The organism is Corynebacterium sp. HMSC074A01, assembly GCF_001831515.1.
Taxonomy (GTDB): Bacteria; Actinomycetota; Actinomycetes; order Mycobacteriales; family Mycobacteriaceae; genus Corynebacterium.
The window spans coordinates 65,463-82,704 of the sequence record NZ_KV825618.1 but is presented as its reverse complement, the minus strand read 5'-3'; the positions used below and the strand labels follow the sequence as shown (position 1 = coordinate 82,704).

Here is a 17,242-nt window from a genome sequence, read left to right as displayed (position 1 = left end):
CTCATCGTATCTGTGTTGCGGGTTCGGCCATAACTGCTGCGAGCAGCTCGGCGACGTGACCGGCAACGTCGACGCCGGTGACTTCCGTGAGCGAGGCAAATTGTGCGTTCGAGTTCACCTCACCCACAAGCGGCGTTGCGGCATCCAGGAAGTCGACGGAACCAACCTCCAAGCCGAGGGCGTCCATCGCTGCGCGCGCCGTGTCCACGTACTCCGTCGGCGGGCTCCACGGCTCAGCGCGGCCTCCGCCGGTGATGTTCGCGCGGAAGTCGCCGCCCGTGCCGTAGCGGCGCATCGCGGCGGCGGGCTCGCGCCCCACCATGTAGATCCGCGCGTCGCGGCCGTGAGAGTCGGCGATGTATTCCTCCACGATGACGGGTGTCGGGTACGCACCCCGCAGAAACGCAATGAGTTCTGCGCGGTCTCGCACCAGCTCCACACCTTGGCCCCACGAACCGACGGCGCGCTTGGCCACCGCGGGGTAGCCGAGCGATTCCTCAACGGCACCCAAAAACGCACTTGCCGCCCACTCTTCGGGCTCGAGGTTTCGGTAGACCAATGGCGCGGTGCAGGTACGCGGGTGCGCCATACCAGCGGCGCTGAGCACGGCGTGCGTGTAGGCCTTGTTGTCGCAGGCCGCGATCGCGGCGGCGGAGTTGATGGTGCGCACGCCCGCGGCTTCGAGCTGGGCGACGGCCGCAACGTCCTTGTCCATGATCAGCGCCGCCCGCGGCATATCGGGATCACGAGCGGCGAGTTTCGCCAACGCCTCGTCGGTGCTGATGCGCTGCAGGTCCACCCCCAATGCAGACGCGGCGCGGATCAGCTCCGTGAACTGCCACTCGAACTTGTCCCAGTGCAGCCAACGGTTGGTGACCAGCCACGCGTGCTTAGCCATTGCCGCCTTGTGCGTCGGTGGTAAGGAAGGCGCGCGCGTCGCCGGCGGTGGCGACAGATCCGGTGATCAGCACTCCCATGCCGTCCTCGTCGGCCTCCTCGGCGGTCTCGCGTGCGAGTTCAATCGCCGCGGGCAGGTGTGCTTCGACGCGGACCCGGTCGTCGCCAAAGATCGTGTACGCGAGCTCGGCGAGTTCGTATGCGTCCATGGCGCGCAGCGAGGAGTTCTGCGTGATCACGACTTCGCGCAGCTCCGGCTCGAGCGCAGTGAGCATGGCAGAGGCGTCCTTGTCGGCGAAGATCGACACCACGCCGACGAGGCCCGCGTAGTTGAAGTCGCGGCGGAGTGCGGCGGCAAGGGTGCGTGCGCCGTGGGGGTTGTGCGCGGCGTCGACAAGCAGCACGGGTGCGGTGCCGAAGCGCTCGATGCGGCCCGGGACCCGCACGCGGACGAAGCCTTCGCGGACGGCGTCGAGGTCGAGCGGGTGCTCGCGGGTAACCCCGAAGAAGGCTTCGACCGCGGCGAGTGCAAGCGACGCGTTGGCCGCCTGGTGCGCGCCGGCCAGTGGGAGAAAGATGTCGTTGTAGTCGCCACCCAGGCCGTGCAGGTCAAGCTGCTGCCCGCCGACGGCCACCGTGGACGCGCCAACGCTGAACTCGCTACCCGCGCGCGCGACGATGGCGTCGACCTCCACTGCGCGCTCGAGTACCGCGCGCATCGCTTCCGGCTCCTGCTCGGCGACGACGGCGATGTTTTCCGCCGGCCCGAGCCCGTCAGTACCGCGCGCTTTGATGATCCCTGCCTTCTGCGCGGCGATCTCGGTCAGCGTGTCCCCAAGGAAGCCCTGGTGGTCGAGCCCGATCGGGGTGATTGCTGCGACGTCGGCGTCGGCGACGTTGGTCGCGTCCCACGTCCCTCCCATGCCGACCTCAACCACGGCGACGTCGACGGGCGCGTCGGCGAACGCGACGTACGCCATCGCCACGAGCACCTCGAAGCGGCTCAACGGGGTGGCGAATTTCGCGTCGACCATTTGGAGATAGGGCGCGAGCTCGTCGTAAATCTCGGCGAGCCGCCCCGGCGCGATCTCGGCACCGTCGATCTCGATCGTCTCGGTCACACGCGTCAGCTCGGGGCTGGTGAACAGGCCAACGCGGTGGCCGAGCGCGCGCAGCAGCGACGAGGTCATGCGCGCGGTGGACGTTTTCCCGTTCGTGCCCGCGACCTGGATCACTTTCAGTGTGCGCTCGGGTGAGCCGAGCAGGTCCAGCAGCATGGCGATCCGGTCCAGGCTCGGGTTCGGGTCGGTCGCCCCGGCGCGCGCATCGAGCTCCGCGTTGAGCCGCTCGAGCGCGGCGTGGTCGAAGGGCTCCTCGCTGACGCTTGCGTCATCGCCCGCCAGCTCGCCAACGCGCACGCCGACAAGGTCCGCGAGGTGCTTAAGCTCGCCGTCCTCCGGCTCCGGCTCGATGTGCTCCTGCTCGGTCCCGCCGAGGTTGAGCGTGATGCCGCTGTCGGTCATGGAGAGGCGGCCGAACTCGGTGTCGCGCTCCGGGTGCAGCTCGCCGTACGGTCCGCGTTCGCGGGGAGTGTCCTCGTCGTGCTCAGTCATACCCGCAGTCTACTTCTGCGGCAGCGCCTCGAGGCGTGCGGTGACGCGCTCGAACTCTTCCTGCGCGACCTTCTGGCGCACCTTGATCTTCTCCACCACCTGCTCCGGCGCGTTCGCCAGGAACTGCTCGTTCGCCAGCTTGGTACCAGTGGTATCCAGCTCCTTTTGGGCTGCGGCGAGTTCCTTTTCCAGGCGCTTACGCTCGGCGGCGACGTCGACGGTGCCGGAGGTATCCAGCGCAACGTCGAGGTTCGCCTTGCTCAGTCGCATCTCAATGCTTGCCGACGCCGCGAAGTCCTCGCCCGGCACCTCAACCCGCGCAATCTGGCGCACCATGTCTTCCTGCGCGCCGAGGTCGGCGGAGGCGAAGTCCAGCTTCGCCGGCACCTTCTGCGAAGGCTTGACCCCCTGGTCCGCGCGGAAGCGGCGCAGCTCGGTGATCAGCTTGATGGAATCCTCGATGCGGCGGCGCGCCTCCAGGTCGGTCTCTGCCCCACCGTTGGTGTCGTCGGCGGTCGGCCACTCGGCGAGCGTGACCGTCTCCTCGCCGGTGAGCGCCGTCCACAGCACCTCTGTGATGAACGGCATGGTCGGGTGCAGCAGGCGCAGCAGGACGTCGAGGACGCGCCCCAGCACGATCTGTGTGGTGCGGCCGCGCTCCTTTTCTTCCGCTGACGCGTCAGCCGCAGCGCGCGGGATCTGCGTCTTCGCGATCTCGAGGTACCAGTCGCACAGTTCGTCCCACGCGAAGTGGTAGATGACCTCGTTGGCCTTGGCGAACTGGTAGTCGTCCAGGTAGGCGTCGACGCGGGCGCGAAGCTCTTCGGCGCGGTCGAGAATCCAGCGGTCGGCGTCGGTGAGCGTGCCGCGCTCCGGCAGCTCGCCCACGGCCGCGCCGTTCATCAGCGCGAACTTCGTCGCGTTGTACAGCTTGGTGGCGAAGTTGCGGGCGGCGACGGCGTGGTCGTCGCCGATCGGCAGGTCCACGCCCGGGTTCGCGCCGCGGGCCAAAGCGAAGCGCAGCGCGTCCGCGCCGAAGCGCTCGACCCAGTCCATGGGGTCGATACCGTTGCCCAAAGACTTCGACATCTTGCGGCCCTTTTCGTCGCGCACCAGGCCGTGCAGGTACAGGTCCGTGAACGGGACCTGCGGGTGGCCGTCAGTACCCTCGCCGAGCACCTCGGGCGTGGTCTCGCCCGCAAAGGTGCCGAACATCATCATGCGCGCCACCCAGAAGAACAGGATGTCGTAGGCCGTCACCAGCACCGAAGTCGGGTAGAACTTCGCCAGCTCCGGGGTCTTCTCCGGCCAACCCATGGTGGAAAACGGCCACAGGGCGGAGGAGAACCAGGTGTCCAGCACGTCCGGGTCCTGCTCGTAGCCAGCTGGCGGCTGCTCGTCGGGTCCGACGCAGACCACGTCGCGCTCGCCGTTTTCGTCCTCCGACCCGTACCAGATTGGGATGCGGTGGCCCCACCACAGCTGCCGCGAGATGGTCCAGTCGTGCATGTTGTCCACCCAGTCGAAGTAACGCTTCTCCATCGACTCGGGGTGGATCTTCGTATCGCCGTTGCGCACCGCGTCGCCCGACATCTGAGCGAGCTTGTCCACCTTGACAAACCACTGCAGGCTCAGGCGCGGCTCGATCGGCTCGCCGGAGCGCTCCGAGTGGCCCACCGAGTGCACGTACGGGCGCACTTCCTTGACGATGCGGCCCTGCTCCGCCAGTGCCTCACGCACGGCGACGCGCGCCTCTTCCCGCGGCATGCCGTCGAAGCGGGTGCCGGTGTTGGCGATGCGGCCCTGCTCGTCCATGATGATGGGCATGTCCAGGTCGTGGCGCAGGCCCATCTCGTAGTCGTTCGGGTCGTGCGCAGGCGTGATCTTCACCGCGCCGGTGCCAAGTTCCATGTCGACGTAGTCGTCGGCGATGACCTTGAGCTTCAGGTCGTCGCGCAGCGGGTGCGCGAACTCCTGGCCGATCAGGTGCGCGTAGCGCTCGTCGTCCGGGTGGACCGCGATGGCGACGTCGCCCAGCATCGTCTCGACGCGGGTGGTGGCGACGACGAGGTGCGGCTCCGCGTCGTCGAGCGAGCCGTAGCGGATGGAGACGAACTCGCCCTCGACGTCCTTGTACACGACCTCGATGTCGGACACCGCGGTCTCAAGCACCGGCGACCAGTTCACCAGGCGGTAGTCGCGGTAAACCATGCCCGCGTCGTACAGCTGCTTGAAGATGGTCTGCACAGCCTTCGACAGGCCCTCATCCAAGGTGAAACGCTCGCGCGACCAGTCGACGGAGTCACCGATGGCTCGCATCTGCGTGGTAATCGTGCCGCCGTACTGCTCTTTCCACTCCCAGACGCGGTCGATGAACTCCTCGCGGCCGTAGTCGTAGCGGTCCTTGCCCTCCTCGGCCTTGAGTTTCGCCTCAACCTTCGTCTGGGTGGCGATGCCGGCGTGATCCATGCCCGGCAACCACAGCACCTCGTAGCCCTGCATGCGCTTGCGGCGCACCAGGGAATCCATCAGCGTGTGGTCGAGGGCGTGGCCCATGTGCAGCTGACCGGTCACGTTCGGCGGCGGCAGCATGATGGAGTAGGCGGGCTTGTCCGAGCTGGGATCCGCCTCAAAGTACCCCTTGTCCACCCACCGTTCGTAGATGGTCGACTCGTGGTCGCCGGGCTCCCAGCTCTTGGGCAGAGCGTCCGCGCGGTTGTTGCCTACTTGATCATTCCTCGCATCAGTCACGCTTGCCCATCATAGTCCCCGCTTAAAAGAGGCCGTCGGCCACTGCGGCTTCCTCCCGCAGCGCGGTAACGTTCGCGTCGATGCGCTGGCGCTGGGCGTCGCTGATCTCGAGGCCTTCGACGAGTGCCCACTCGCCGCCGTTGCCAGTCACCGGCACACCGAAGACCAGGCCGGCGTCGATGCCGTATTCGCCTGTCGACGGCCGCGCCACCGTCGTCCAACGCCCCTCGGTACCCTGCACCCAGTCCCGCATGTGATCCACCGCAGCGGAAGCCGCGGACGCCGCAGAAGACTTGCCGCGCACCTCGATGATCTCGCCGCCACGCTTGGCCACGCGCGGGATGAACTCGCCCGTGTACCAATCCTGGTCCACCTTGTCAGCCAACGGCTCGCCGTTCACGGTGGCGTAGGTGATGTCCGGGAACTGCGTGTCGGAGTGGTTACCCCACACCACCAGGCGCTCGAACGCCGTGGACGGGACCTCAAGCTTCTGCGACAGCATCGACGCCGCGCGGTTGTGGTCCAGGCGCATCAGCGCGTTGAAGCGATCCGCCGGCAGGTCCGGTGCCGCCTTGGCAGCGATGTAAGCATTGGTGTTGGCGGGGTTGCCCACCACGAGCACGCGGACGTCGTCAGCCGCGCCGTCGTTCAGCGCGCGACCCTGCTCAATGAAAATCTTGCCGTTGGCCGCGAGCATGTCAGCGCGCGACTCGCCCTTCCCGCGCGGCTTCGCGCCGACCAGGAAGGCCGCGTTCGCGCCTTCGAAGGCCTTGCGCTGATCATCGGTCACGGTGATGTCGTTGACCAGCGGCATCGCGGAGTCGTTGAGCTCCATCGCGGTGCCCTCGGCAGCGCGGGCGGCAGCTGGGATTTCCAGCAGCGTGAGGTTGACCGGCTGCTCCTTACCAAAGACGTCACCTGCGGCGATGCGCCACAGCAGGGAGTACGCGATGTTGCCGGCAGCGCCGGTGACCACAACGTTGACAGGACTGGACATGATGGCTCCTTGCAAGTGTTCTTCTAGGCGCGCCGACGTTTCGCCGCCAGCGCTTCGATGGCACGGCCCCAAGTATAGGAACCATCGACCACGTGCTGGTGGGTTCGCTCCCCCCGTTTGGGCGCTTTTCCGCAGGAAAATGTGGGCTTTTTCTTCAGGCTGGGACATTGGGGGTGCCAGTAGGGCACGATAGAACCGTATGGCCGCAACGCGGCGACCGGCGTTTGCGCCAACCGGTTGGAGAGACAAGGAGACACTGTGACGCCGCTGCCTGAAAAGCACACCGCAGACGCTTCGACCCCGCCGCTCGACGCCCCCGCTGACGCCACAGTTGATGAGGTCGTGGCGACCGCGCTGCGCATGTTCGCGGACGCGGGCTTCCATGCCACGAAGCTGGAGGACATCGCGAAAGCGTCCGGCATGTCCAAGCGGAAAATCCACTACAACTTCGGCGACAAGAAAGGCCTGTATGCCCGCGCCGTGCTGCGCGCGCTGGAGCAGCTGCGCCCGCCGGAGTCGGTCTTAAACCGCTCTTACGCCGTGCCCGTCGAGGGCATGCGCCGCTTTATCGACGCGCTATATATGGCCATCAAGGACCACCCGGACGCAGTCGTGATCCTGCTGCGCGAGCAGCTCGACCCGGCCCTCGAGGACGCGGACTCGCTCTTTTCCCAGCGCCCTGAAGACGTCGCCCTGCACCTGGAGCGCCTGCTGCTCATCGGCCAGGATTCGGGCGCGTTCCGTCCCGGTATCTCCGCCGACGACGTGCTGTTGCTGTTGATCTCGATCTGCTTCTTCCCCGCCGGGGTGGGCGATGTGGCCCAGGGCCTGCGGGGTGTGAATTTCCGCTCAGAGCGCAACATCACGGGGATGCGCCGCATGGTCATCGACACCGTGATCGCGTTTCTGACCACGAGCATTTCTCCCTCCGGCTACGACAGCTACCTGGAGGCCACCCCACCGACACCGGCGGAGGACTCCTCGGACAACCACGACTACCTCAGCGAGCCCGAGGGCGGGATCTACTAGCCAGCGACTACGCCGAGCGCTTCTCGTCGGCGCTCAGGTACTCCGGCTCCGCCTCGCCGCGCACCACCGCGCCGTCGATGACGACCTGGGAGACGCCCTCCCTGTCGGGCAGCTCGTACATGACCGGCACGAGCAGCTCCTCCATGATGCCGCGCAGGCCGCGGGCACCGGTTTTGCGCTCTGCGGCTTTGTCGGCGATGAGTCCCAGCGCGTCGTCGCTAAGCACGAGCTCCGCGCCGTCCATGGCGAAGAGGCGCTCGTACTGCTTGACCAGGGAGTTCTTCGGCTCGGTGAGCACGCGCACCATCGCGTCGCGGTCGAGGTCCTCCACGGTGGCGATCACGGGCAGGCGGCCGATGAATTCCGGGATCAGGCCGAATTTGACCAGGTCACCGGGCTGCACGCTGGCCAGCAGGTTCGCCTCGTCGCGCTCGTCCTTGGAGTCAATCTCGGCACCGAAGCCGATGCCCTTCTTGCCCACGCGCTCCGCGATGACCTTGTCCAGGCCCGCGAACGCGCCGGCGACGATGAACAGGATGTTCGTCGTGTCCAGCTGGATGAACTCCTGGTTCGGGTGCTTGCGACCGCCCTGCGGGGGCACGGAGGCAACGGTGCCTTCCAGGATCTTCAGCAGCGCCTGCTGCACGCCCTCGCCGGAGACATCGCGGGTGATCGAGGGGTTCTCCGACTTGCGGGAGATTTTATCCACCTCGTCGACGTAGATGATGCCGGTCTGTGCCCGGTTGACGTCAAAATCGGCAGCTTGCAGCAGCTTCAGCAGAATGTTCTCCACGTCCTCGCCCACGTAGCCGGCCTCTGTCAAGCTGGTTGCGTCAGCGATGGCGAAAGGCACGTTCAGCATGCGCGCCAGCGTCTGCGCCAGGTAAGTCTTGCCGGAGCCAGTCGGGCCGAGCAGCAAGATGTTGGACTTAGAGATCTCCACGTCGTCCTCGCGGCGGCGCGCAGGCGAGGCCAGCGTGTCCGCCTTGATGCGCTTGTAGTGGTTGTACACCGCGACCGCCAGCGTGCGCTTGGCCTGATCCTGGCCAATGACGTACTGGTCCAAGAACGCGGTGATCTCGGACGGGCGCGGCAGCCGCTCAGACTCGCCCGCCTGGTTCTGCTGCGAGCCGGCGAGCTCCTCCTCGATGATCTCGTTGCACAGCTCGATACACTCGTCGCAGATGTACACTCCGCCGCCCGCAATGAGCTTGCGTACCTGCTTCTGGCTCTTGCCACAAAATGAGCACTTGAGCAGATCCGAGCTGTCGTGTGTTCCTGCCATGTGAGCTGTCTTCTCCTGAGTTCCTACGATGCACAGTCCGTGGCTGCCTGGCGGCACGCACCCCGGGCCACGGACGGGGTTGAAAGGATGAACCCCAAGTGTAGTTGCTGCGTCAAACCGGCGACGGACGGGCGCGCATGGAAGCACCCGCTCCCCCACCACGCTCTATTTTCACGCACAATGGGGTCTACACGATCACCCCAAGCATCGAAGGAGCCGCAATGACCAACCTGCACGTCACCGAACACGGCAACAGCAGCGCCCCCGCCGTCGTGCTACTCAGTTCTATCGGCACCACGCACGAGGCCTGGGCAAAGCAGATCCCCATCCTCGCGGAGCACTTCCGCGTGGTCACGGTGGATCACCGCGGCCACGGGCGCTCTGATGCGGCGCGCGTCGCCCCGGGGACGACCACGATGGATACGCTTGCCGCCGATATCCTTCAGGCCCTGGACCAGGTCGGCGTCAACCGCTTCCGTATCGTCGGCCTGTCCCTCGGCGGGGCGCTCGCCCAGTACCTCGCCGCGAAGAGCGGGCGGGTAGAAAAAGCCGTGTTCGCCTGCACCGCGACCTACCTCGGCGGCGAGGAGAAGTGGCGCGAGCGCACCGCAATCGCCCGCGGTAAGGGCATGGAGGCACTCGCGGACGGGATGATGGAAAACTGGTTCACCGAGGGCTTCCGCGCGCAACACCCCGACGAGGTGCGCCGTGTCCGCGACATGGTCGCCGGTATCGACGGCGAGGGCTACGCGCAAAACGGCGACGCGCTCGCCGGCTGGGACTTCGCCGAAGAGCTGAGCGCGATCACCTGCCCGGTGCTCACCATCGCCGGCGCGCAGGACCCGTCGACCACGCCCGCCGAACTCGCGCGTATTGCCGAGGGCGTGGCGGGGCCGGTGGAGCAGGTCGTGATCGATCCCGGCTCGCACCAAGTGGCCATCGAGCGCCCGGAGGAATTCAACCGGGCCTTGACACAGTTCCTCTAAGCCCGATCGGCTACGCTAGTAGCGTTATCCACTCGTGAGGGAGACCGAAAGGAACAGCGAAGTGAAACGCAACCGCACCCAGTCCCTTCTCGTCGCCGTCATCGCCACGGTGGCGCTCGCGGGCTGCGCTGCATCCGCCGAAGAAGAGGCGCGGTTGGCCGAGCCTGTGATCGATTTCCCGGCAACCAGCACAACGGCTACCCCCACGACGGAAAGCTCGCCGAAGACTACCGCGAGCGACGACGAAGACGATGAGGAGACCACCTCGTCGTCGGCGACATCGTCTTCGTCGAAGAAGACGTCCACGGCAACGTCGACAAGCAAATCGACTTCGACGCGGAAGACCAGCACCCGCAGGTCCCCGCGCGAGGAAGTGCGCGAGCAGGTCATCACGGAGACGATCGCGGTGGACGATGGCTCCAACGGCTGCGCCTGGCCCGAGCAGGGCGCTGGCAGCGGCAACCAGGAGTACAGCACGTTCTGTGACGGCGCGTGGGCGCGCACCGTCATGCCGGATACCGGGCAGGAGTACTTCTGGGCGTCGAAGGACGGCGGCTGGGTCAGCGTTGACCCGCACGGCACGAACGAGAACGGCGCATGCTGGGCGCGCGAGGACTTCGCGCAGGCACCTGCCGCGGTGAAGAACTCGGTGCCGTTCTGTAACTAGGCACCGCAAAACACACAAAAGCGCCGCCCCCGCAAACGCAGGGGCGGCGCTTTTTGCTACCTAGGCGTTGAGCTTGCGGTAATCAAAGACCTGGTCGATGATCCCGTACTCGACGGCTTCTGCCGCGGTGAGGATCTTGTCGCGGTCGGTGTCCTCGCGGACCTGCTCCGAGGTGCGGCCGGTGTGGTGGGACAGGGTGTCCTCCATCAGGCGGCGCATGCGCTCGATCTCGTTTGCCTGGATCTCCAGGTCAGAGACCTGGCCCTGGGTACCCTGGGTGGCGGGCTGGTGGATGAGCACGCGCGAGTTCGGCAGTGCGGCGCGCTTGCCCGGGGCACCAGCGGCGAGGATGACGGCCGCGGCGGACGCGGCCTGGCCGAGGCAGACCGTCTGCACGTCGGGGCGGACGTACTGCATCGTGTCGTAGATCGCCATGAGCGCGGTAAACGAGCCGCCGGGCGAGTTGATGTACATGGTGATGTCGCGGTCCGGATCCTGCGACTCCAGCACGAGCAGCTGCGCCATGATGTCGTTGGCGGAGGTGTCATCGACCTGGGTGCCGAGGAAGACGATGCGCTCCTCGAAGAGCTTGCCGTAGGGGTCGATCTGCTTAGTGCCGAAGGAGGTCTCCTCCAGGAACTGCGGCAGGACGTAGCGAGAGTTCGGCATCTGGAAAGTCATGTATTAAGTCCTTTGCGTATGTAGGTGTTCCGGGTTAGTTGCCTACTGGGCCGTCGGTCTGCGCGACGTGCTCGATGACGTGGTCAACAATGCCGTATTCCTTCGCCTGCTGGGCGGTGAACCAACGGTCGCGGTCCGAGTCCTTGGTGATCTGCTCGAAGGTCTGGCCGGTGTGCTCGGCGATCAGCTCGGCCATCTCGCGCTTGGTCTGCGCAAACTGCTCGGCCTGGATCGCGATATCAGCCGCAGTGCCGCCAACGCCTGCAGACGGCTGGTGCATCATGATGCGGGCGTGCGGCAACGCGTAGCGCTTGCCCTTCGTGCCACCAGAGAGCAGGAACTGGCCCATGGAAGCGGCCAGGCCCATGCCGTAGGTGGCCACATCGCACGGAGAGTACTTCATCGTGTCGTAGATCGCCATGCCCGCGGTCACCGAGCCGCCGGGCGAGTTGATGTAGAGGGAGATGTCGCGGTTCGGATCCTCCGCGGACAGAAGCAGGATCTGCGCGCAGAGCTTGTTCGCAATCTCATCGTCGACCTGCTGGCCGAGGAAGATGATGCGCTCGCGCAGCAGGCGCTCGTAGACGGAGTCCCCGAGGTTCATGCCGTTGGTTGGCGATGTCATATGACGCTCCTTGAAGTCTAATTTCGTGTTGTAATGCCCCTACCCTACTCGGGGCAAGAGCATTTGTGGCCCCTGTTCGCTACCGGCGTACACGCTTCCAAGCATGCAAAAAGCCACCGCCCTTAAGGGCAGTGGCCTCATGCATGTGCTTATCGACGCCTACCGCACCGGCCTACTTCTCTTCAGCCTCGGTCTCGACGGCCTCGACCTCTTCGTCCTCTTCGATCTCGCCGAAGTAGTCGTTCGGGTCAACGGAGTTGCCCTTGTCGTCGGTCACGGTGGTCAGGCAGATCGCGCCGGCGAGTGCCTTGCCGCGGCGCACGTCTGCGAACAGGTTGCCAATCTGGCCCGACTGCTGCAGCTGGGCCACGAACTGGTTCGGGTCCATGCCGTAGGACTGTGCGGTGAACAGGATGTGATCGGTCAGCTCCTGCTGGGAGACCTCCGGCTGCTCCTGCTCCGCAACCGCGTCGAGGAAGAGCTGGGTGCGCACAGACTCCTCGGCCTGCTCGCGGGACTTCTTGTCGAACTCCTCGCGGGTCGTGCCCTGCGCCTCGAGCAGCTGGGCCAGCGCAGCCTCGTCGTGCGCCATCTGGCCGAGCAGCTGGTGCAGCTGGTTGTGCACCTGCTCTTCCACGACGGACTCCGGCAGCTCAAACTTCGCCTCGGCGAGCGCGGCCTTGAGGACCTCGTCGCGAATGTTCGCAGCCTGCTCTGCCTTGGTGTTCTCCTCGAGCTCGGACTTGGTTGCCTCGCGCAGCTCCTCGACCGTGTCGTATGCGGACGCTTCCTGCACGAAGTCGTCGTCGAGGTCCGGCAGCTTGCGCTCCTTGGACTGCTGGACGTGGACCTTGAAGGTGGCCTCCTTGTCCTTGTGCTCGCCCTGCTGGATGGTGGAGGTGAACTCGTTGTCCTCGCCGGTCTTCATGCCGCGCAGCGCGGTGTCCAGGCCCTTGATCAGGTCGTCGCCGCCGATCTGGTAGGTCAGGCCCTCGGTAGAGGCCTCCTCGACCTTCTCACCGTCGACGAATGCCTCGATGTCGATGATGGCGAAGTCATCGGTCTTCATCTTGCGCTTGGTGTCCTTGAGCTCACCGAAGCGGGAGCGCAGGTTGTCCAGCTCCGCGTCGACGGCCTCGTCGTCGATCTCGATGGCCGGGACGGTGACAGCAATCTTGGAGAAGTCCGGGACCTCAATCTCCGGGCGCACGTCGACCTCAGCCACGAACTCGACGACGTCGTTGTCCTCGATCTTGGTGATCTCGAGCTCAGGCTGCGCGAGCGGGGTCAGCTCGTTCTCGTTGATGGCCTGCTCGTAGCGCTGCGGCACCATGTCGTTGACGACCTGCTCCAGGATCGGGCCGCGGCCGAAGCGTGCGTCGATAAGCTGGCGCGGAGCCTTGCCGCGACGGAAGCCCGGGATGTTGACCTGCTGGGCGATGGACTTGTACGCCTGGTCAATCTCCTTCCCGAGCTCGTCGAAGGGGACGCTCACATTGAGCTTCACGCGGGTCTCGCTGAGCTTCTCGACGGAAGTCTTCACGGATAACTCCTGTACTAGTTGATTGCAAAATATGTCTATGTGCAGCAAGCCCGCTCACGAGGAGCGGGCTTGCCTTTGTCGGGGCGACAGGATTTGAACCTGCGACCCCCTGCTCCCAAAGCAGGTGCGCTACCAAGCTGCGCCACGCCCCGCAATTTCACGACGTGAGCTGCGATTAAGCAGAGTGTTGGGGCACTCCACAAACTCACGCCAAGCAATTGTAGCGTGCAGCACGGATAATACAGAATTCAGCCCCACGAAACGGCGCCGGCGGAGCATGGCGTTTTCACTGATGACTGTTTTATGAATTTTAGAAAACAGTCGTCAACGCTATTTTTGCCTTTTTGACGGAAGCTCACCTGGGGTTTTGGTGCTCCATTCTCGCTGATGACTGTTCTGCGAATTTTCAAAAACAGTCATCAAGGCTGACCAAGGAACTTTCAGCGCCCGTAACCGCCAGAAATACGACATACTGTCACCATGGTCGGGGGAACAACCGCGCAGGAAAAGCGCGAAGAAGAACTTGCGCTCATCAACACTGTCTTAAGTAGGCGAGGCAAAGCAGTCATCACTGGTCCGGCAGCTGCCAGAGTCTTGGGATTGAGCACCCTGCACTGGGTCACCCGCGTCGACCTCCTTTATACGAGCAGGTCTCACGCGAGAGTGAAGTCGGACTCGTCTCAATTCATAGTTCACAACGCCAAGCTCGCAGAGAGCGACTTCATCACCGAAGACGGGGTACGTCGGGTGTCGGTGATCAGAACGCTTTTCGATTCCTACCGTTACTACGGGCGTATGGAAGCACTCGTGCAGATCGAGTCCGCGCGCTGGAAGTGGCCAGACCTGACTGTTGCTGCACTGCTGGATCGGTGCGAGACGCTGCCTCGGGCCAGGGGGCTTCGTGGGTTTCGGGAACTGATTCGGCATTCGGCGGATACTTCGCAGAGTCCGCTGGAAACGATTGTGCGGGATCGACTCCTCAACGCAATGCAATCCGGCGCGCTTACCGGGGTTGAAAGCTTGGAGTTCCAGGTTGGGTTTCGCATCGAGAACCAGCAGGGCCTGACCACGACTGCCTGGGCCGATGCGCTCATCAACGGCCACATCGTGTTGGAAGCGGATGGTGCGGAGAAGACTCACGGCGGTTTTGGCGACCCGGTGGAAGCGTTGAACAGGGAGCGTCACCGCGAAAAGGAGCTCCAGAATCGTGGCGCGGTGTTCTACAGAGTGGGCTGGCAGGCTGCACGGGAACCGGACTTCATCGCGCGTCTGCAGCGGCTCATTCAAGCACACCCTGGGCAAAAACAGCTGCCGGGCAGAATCGACGCAAAGTAAAAAAACCGGCACCTAACGGCACCGGTCGTGGAGGGAATGACGGGAATCGAACCCGCGTCTTCAGCTTGGAAGGCTGAGGTATTAGCCACTATACGACATTCCCAGTCGCGCAAAACGCTACCGGAAAAGTGTAGCTTAAGCGTCCCACGCATTCCAAACCCCCCCGACGCGGAACTTTTGCCGCCCGCGAGACGTTGTTCTGGGTAAGAAATGTGTAACTAATCCAAGGACGTGAGTTTCGTGTTAACGCTAGTTCTCATTCTCGTCGCCGTCGGTGTGGGCGCGTATTTACTTAGCAGCAGTGGGAGTAGCCGCAAGCAGCTTGACCAGCAGCAGCTTGACGACGCTGTGGCGGACGCGAAGCGGTGGACCGACCGCTTGGGTTCGCAAGTACTGAGCCTGACGGGTAGTGACGCGGCGTCGACGCAGGCGTTGGCGGATGCCTCCGAGCGCTTCAACGCTGCGAACTCGGCGCTGGGCACCGCGCAAACGGTGAAGCAGGCGCAGCTGGCTCGCGAGTCGGCGCTGGAGGGTCTGTATTACGTCAACGCTGCGCGCGAGCTGATGGGCATGCCCGCGGGCCCCGCCTTGCCGGAGCTGGAGGGCCAGCGCCGCGCAGGTCGCGTGACCGAGGAGCGCACGGTTCGCCAGGAGGACGGCACGACGGTCACGGCTTCGCCGACCCCCTCTGCTGCGACGCCGCACTACTACCCCGGCGGCGCGGTGGCGGGTCGGCCGGTGCCGGCTGGTTGGTACTCGTCCGCGTGGTGGGGCCCGGCGATGATGACGGGCGTGTGGGCGGCGAGCTCGATGATGTTTTATTCAGCCATGTTCGCGGGCATGGCGGGCACGCCGTCGGCGGACGCGTTTGAGGCCGGGGACTTCTCCGGCGGGGACGTCAGCGACGCTGGCGGCGACCTTGGCGCTGGTGATATGGGCGACGTGGCTGGCGGCGATGCCGGCGGCGGCCTCTTCGATGGCGGCGGGTTTGACTTTGGGGATTTTGGCGGCTTTGACCTGTGACGGGGCGTCGATAAGCGAAGGCGAAAGCGCGCGCGATAGACTGCTTGGCGTTCGATTGCCCTATATATAAGGAGCCGCAGTGCGCATTGCAGTGTTGCTGAAAGAAGTCCCGGACACCTACAGCGACCGCGACATGAACCTGGAGACTGGTCTGACGGACCGTACAGGTGAGGTCGCCGCCGATGAGGTCGGCGAGCGCGCGGTCGAGGCGGCACTGCGTATCGCGGAGAAGCTGGGCAAGGACGACGTGCACGTTGAGGTTGTGTCGGTCGGGCCTGAGCAGGCGGCCGAGTCGGTGCGCCGCGGGATCGCGATGGGCGCGAACGACGCGACGATGGTCACGGACGACCGCCTCATTGGCGCGGACGCCACGATGACGGCGACCGTGCTGGCGGAGGTCATCCGCCGCGGCAACTACGACCTGGTCATTTCCGGCTCGGTATCCTCCGATGGCGGCACTGGCGTGATCGCGCCGATGCTGGGTGAGCTGCTCAACTGGCCCGCGCTGACGAACCTCACGGAACTTGAGGTCGAGGCAAACCAGGTCACGGCAACCCAGATGGGTGACCGCGTCACCTCGAAGCTGCGCGCTGAGCTGCCCGCAATCGTGGCGGTGTCGGATGAGTTCGCGGACGCGCGCTTCCCCAACTTCAAGGGCCTGATGGCGGCGAAGAAGAAGGAACTGACCACGCTGAACCTGGATGACCTGGGCATTGACGCGGAGGATTACACGCCGGCGCGCGCGATCATGGTGAGCATCGATCGTCGTCCGCCGCGCGAGCAGGGCGAGATCATTGACGAGTCCTCGACCTCCGCAAAGCAGCTCGTCGACTTCCTCGAGTCCAAGAACCTTATCTAGTTAGGAGCCACAATGACCAGCACAGATCCGGTTCTCGTCCTGCTTGCCGAGACGCTCGATGGCTCGCCCGACCCGGCAGCCGCAGAACTCATCGGTGCCGCCAGCACGCTCGGCACGCCCGTGGTGCTCGCCTCCAGCGTTGCGCATGCCGAGGCGCTCGGTGCGCTCGGCGCGGCCAAGGTCGCAGTCTCCGAGCTTTCGCTTATCGACGCCGCGTTGGCCGCCGCCGAGACCTTCAACCCCACCGCGATCATCACCTCCCACGACGTGCGCGGCCGCGACCTGGCTGCGCGCGTGGCCGTGCGGCTGGGCCGCGCCGTGCTCACGGATGCCGTCGGGGTCCGCCGCGATGAGCAGGGCATTGTGACTGACCACTCGAACTACGGCGGTGCGTTTACTGCCGTGGCTGCGGCGACGCACTCCGCGCCGGTGATCACGCTGCGTTTGGGCAGCGTTGAGGCGCGCGCGGAGGCAGCAGCCGGTGAGGTCGTGGAAGTCTCCGGGGAAGCGCGAGAGCGCCGCCTCGCGGAAGTACTCGAAAGCGAGAAGGACGAGCGCACCTCGACCCGCCCGGAGCTGACCACGGCCGACAAGGTCGTCGCCGGTGGCGTCGCGCTTGGCGATGCCGACATGTTCGAGGACCTCGTCGGCGGTCTTGCCGATTCGCTCGGTGCCGCGGTGGGCGCGACCCGTTCCGCGGTGGACGAAGATCAGGTGCCTTATGAGGCGCAGATCGGCCAGACGGGCGTGTTGGTCTCGCCGAAGCTCTACATCGGCATCGGCATCTCCGGTGCGGGCCAGCACCTGGTGGGTATGCAGACTGCCGACACGATTGTGGCGATCAACAACGACGAGGACGCCCCCATTTTTGAGATCGCCGACTTCGGCATCATCGGCGACCTCTTCGATGTGGTGCCCGACATCATCGACGAGCTCGAGTCCAGGAAGTAG

Annotated in this window: 15 protein-coding genes and 2 tRNA genes; 7 read left to right on the top strand and 10 right to left on the bottom strand. The window is 65.1% G+C overall.

Annotated elements, in window-relative coordinates; genetic code table 11:
* Position 1: 1 nt before the first annotated feature.
* Genes HMPREF2550_RS06035 through HMPREF2550_RS06020 form a run of 4 tightly spaced genes read right to left on the bottom strand, consistent with a single transcriptional unit; the run spans position 2 to position 6,258 of the window.
* The gene (locus HMPREF2550_RS06035) at positions 2 to 898 is read right to left on the bottom strand and encodes an ATP-grasp domain-containing protein (protein WP_070790323.1); all 897 of its coding nucleotides are present in this window, start codon (positions 896 to 898) and stop codon (positions 2 to 4) included.
* Positions 891 to 2,510: a bifunctional folylpolyglutamate synthase/dihydrofolate synthase gene (locus HMPREF2550_RS06030; protein ID WP_070790322.1), complete on the bottom strand. Its 1,620-nt coding sequence runs from the start codon at positions 2,508 to 2,510 to the stop codon at positions 891 to 893. Before HMPREF2550_RS06030 ends, HMPREF2550_RS06035 begins: the two co-directional genes overlap by 8 nt.
* Before the next feature lie 9 nt (positions 2,511 to 2,519).
* Positions 2,520 to 5,261, bottom strand: a complete 2,742-nt coding sequence (locus tag HMPREF2550_RS06025) for a valine--tRNA ligase (RefSeq protein WP_070790321.1) — start codon at positions 5,259 to 5,261, stop codon at positions 2,520 to 2,522.
* Positions 5,262 to 5,283: 22 nt separating this feature from the next.
* The gene (locus HMPREF2550_RS06020) at positions 5,284 to 6,258 is read right to left on the bottom strand and encodes a malate dehydrogenase (protein WP_070790320.1); all 975 of its coding nucleotides are present in this window, start codon (positions 6,256 to 6,258) and stop codon (positions 5,284 to 5,286) included.
* A 258-nt stretch (positions 6,259 to 6,516) separates the two neighbouring features.
* On the opposite strand from HMPREF2550_RS06020, the gene HMPREF2550_RS06015 reads away from it, so the two are divergent.
* Positions 6,517 to 7,287, top strand: coding sequence for a TetR/AcrR family transcriptional regulator (locus tag HMPREF2550_RS06015; RefSeq protein WP_070762149.1), 771 nt, complete (start codon positions 6,517 to 6,519; stop codon positions 7,285 to 7,287).
* A gap of 7 nt (positions 7,288 to 7,294) precedes the next feature.
* Here the strand turns inward: HMPREF2550_RS06015 and clpX are convergent, their stop codons facing one another.
* Positions 7,295 to 8,572, bottom strand: coding sequence for an ATP-dependent Clp protease ATP-binding subunit ClpX (gene clpX, locus HMPREF2550_RS06010; RefSeq protein WP_070762148.1), 1,278 nt, complete (start codon positions 8,570 to 8,572; stop codon positions 7,295 to 7,297).
* 221 nt (positions 8,573 to 8,793) lie between these two features.
* Between clpX and HMPREF2550_RS06005 the strand changes: the two genes are divergently transcribed.
* Both HMPREF2550_RS06005 and HMPREF2550_RS12070 read left to right on the top strand, forming a co-directional pair.
* Entirely contained in the window at positions 8,794 to 9,558 is a 765-nt protein-coding gene (locus HMPREF2550_RS06005) for an alpha/beta fold hydrolase (protein ID WP_070762147.1), read from the top strand.
* Between the two features lie 61 nt (positions 9,559 to 9,619).
* On the top strand, positions 9,620 to 10,225 hold the full coding sequence (locus HMPREF2550_RS12070) for a hypothetical protein (protein WP_141760536.1): 606 nt from the start codon (positions 9,620 to 9,622) through the stop codon (positions 10,223 to 10,225).
* A 60-nt stretch (positions 10,226 to 10,285) separates the two neighbouring features.
* Here the strand turns inward: HMPREF2550_RS12070 and HMPREF2550_RS05990 are convergent, their stop codons facing one another.
* The 4 genes from HMPREF2550_RS05990 to HMPREF2550_RS05975 form a co-directional block, all read right to left on the bottom strand.
* Positions 10,286 to 10,906: an ATP-dependent Clp protease proteolytic subunit gene (locus HMPREF2550_RS05990; protein WP_038592057.1), complete on the bottom strand. Its 621-nt coding sequence runs from the start codon at positions 10,904 to 10,906 to the stop codon at positions 10,286 to 10,288.
* Positions 10,907 to 10,940: 34 nt separating this feature from the next.
* Positions 10,941 to 11,531: an ATP-dependent Clp protease proteolytic subunit gene (locus HMPREF2550_RS05985; RefSeq protein WP_038592060.1), complete on the bottom strand. Its 591-nt coding sequence runs from the start codon at positions 11,529 to 11,531 to the stop codon at positions 10,941 to 10,943.
* Between the two features lie 172 nt (positions 11,532 to 11,703).
* The gene (gene tig / locus HMPREF2550_RS05980; RefSeq protein WP_070762144.1) at positions 11,704 to 13,074 is read right to left on the bottom strand and encodes a trigger factor; all 1,371 of its coding nucleotides are present in this window, start codon (positions 13,072 to 13,074) and stop codon (positions 11,704 to 11,706) included.
* Positions 13,075 to 13,152: 78 nt separating this feature from the next.
* A tRNA-Pro gene (locus tag HMPREF2550_RS05975) sits at positions 13,153 to 13,226 on the bottom strand.
* Between the two features lie 328 nt (positions 13,227 to 13,554).
* Between HMPREF2550_RS05975 and HMPREF2550_RS05970 the strand changes: the two genes are divergently transcribed.
* Positions 13,555 to 14,409 (top strand): hypothetical protein, encoded by an 855-nt coding sequence (locus HMPREF2550_RS05970; protein WP_070762143.1) that lies wholly within the window; start codon positions 13,555 to 13,557, stop codon positions 14,407 to 14,409.
* 28 nt (positions 14,410 to 14,437) lie between these two features.
* Here HMPREF2550_RS05970 and HMPREF2550_RS05965 read toward each other — a convergent pair.
* Positions 14,438 to 14,512 (bottom strand) — tRNA-Gly (locus tag HMPREF2550_RS05965).
* A gap of 137 nt (positions 14,513 to 14,649) precedes the next feature.
* On the opposite strand from HMPREF2550_RS05965, the gene HMPREF2550_RS05960 reads away from it, so the two are divergent.
* The 3 genes from HMPREF2550_RS05960 (at position 14,650) to HMPREF2550_RS05950 (ending at position 17,242) form a co-directional block, all read left to right on the top strand.
* Positions 14,650 to 15,432 carry a hypothetical protein gene (locus tag HMPREF2550_RS05960; RefSeq protein WP_070790317.1) on the top strand — a complete coding sequence of 261 codons (783 nt, stop codon included), beginning with the start codon at positions 14,650 to 14,652 and terminating at the stop codon, positions 15,430 to 15,432.
* Positions 15,433 to 15,511: 79 nt separating this feature from the next.
* Entirely contained in the window at positions 15,512 to 16,291 is a 780-nt protein-coding gene (locus HMPREF2550_RS05955; protein ID WP_070790316.1) for an electron transfer flavoprotein subunit beta/FixA family protein, read from the top strand.
* A gap of 12 nt (positions 16,292 to 16,303) precedes the next feature.
* Positions 16,304 to 17,242 carry an electron transfer flavoprotein subunit alpha/FixB family protein gene (locus tag HMPREF2550_RS05950; protein ID WP_070790315.1) on the top strand — a complete coding sequence of 313 codons (939 nt, stop codon included), beginning with the start codon at positions 16,304 to 16,306 and terminating at the stop codon, positions 17,240 to 17,242.

Bases quoted from the DNA above. Each gene is read 5' to 3' on its own strand.
- HMPREF2550_RS05990 (WP_038592057.1), bottom strand. From the start codon at position 10,906: ATGACTTTCCAGATGCCGAACTCTCGCTACGTCCTGCCGCAGTTCCTG.
- HMPREF2550_RS06030 (WP_070790322.1), bottom strand. From the start codon at position 2,510: ATGACTGAGCACGACGAGGACACTCCCCGCGAACGCGGACCGTACGGC.
- clpX (WP_070762148.1), bottom strand. From the start codon at position 8,572: ATGGCAGGAACACACGACAGCTCGGATCTGCTCAAGTGCTCATTTTGT.
- HMPREF2550_RS06005 (WP_070762147.1), top strand. From the start codon at position 8,794: ATGACCAACCTGCACGTCACCGAACACGGCAACAGCAGCGCCCCCGCC.
- HMPREF2550_RS06035 (WP_070790323.1), bottom strand. From the start codon at position 898: ATGGCTAAGCACGCGTGGCTGGTCACCAACCGTTGGCTGCACTGGGAC.
- HMPREF2550_RS05985 (WP_038592060.1), bottom strand. From the start codon at position 11,531: ATGACATCGCCAACCAACGGCATGAACCTCGGGGACTCCGTCTACGAG.
- HMPREF2550_RS06020 (WP_070790320.1), bottom strand. From the start codon at position 6,258: ATGTCCAGTCCTGTCAACGTTGTGGTCACCGGCGCTGCCGGCAACATC.
- HMPREF2550_RS05970 (WP_070762143.1), top strand. From the start codon at position 13,555: ATGGTCGGGGGAACAACCGCGCAGGAAAAGCGCGAAGAAGAACTTGCG.
- HMPREF2550_RS05950 (WP_070790315.1), top strand. From the start codon at position 16,304: ATGACCAGCACAGATCCGGTTCTCGTCCTGCTTGCCGAGACGCTCGAT.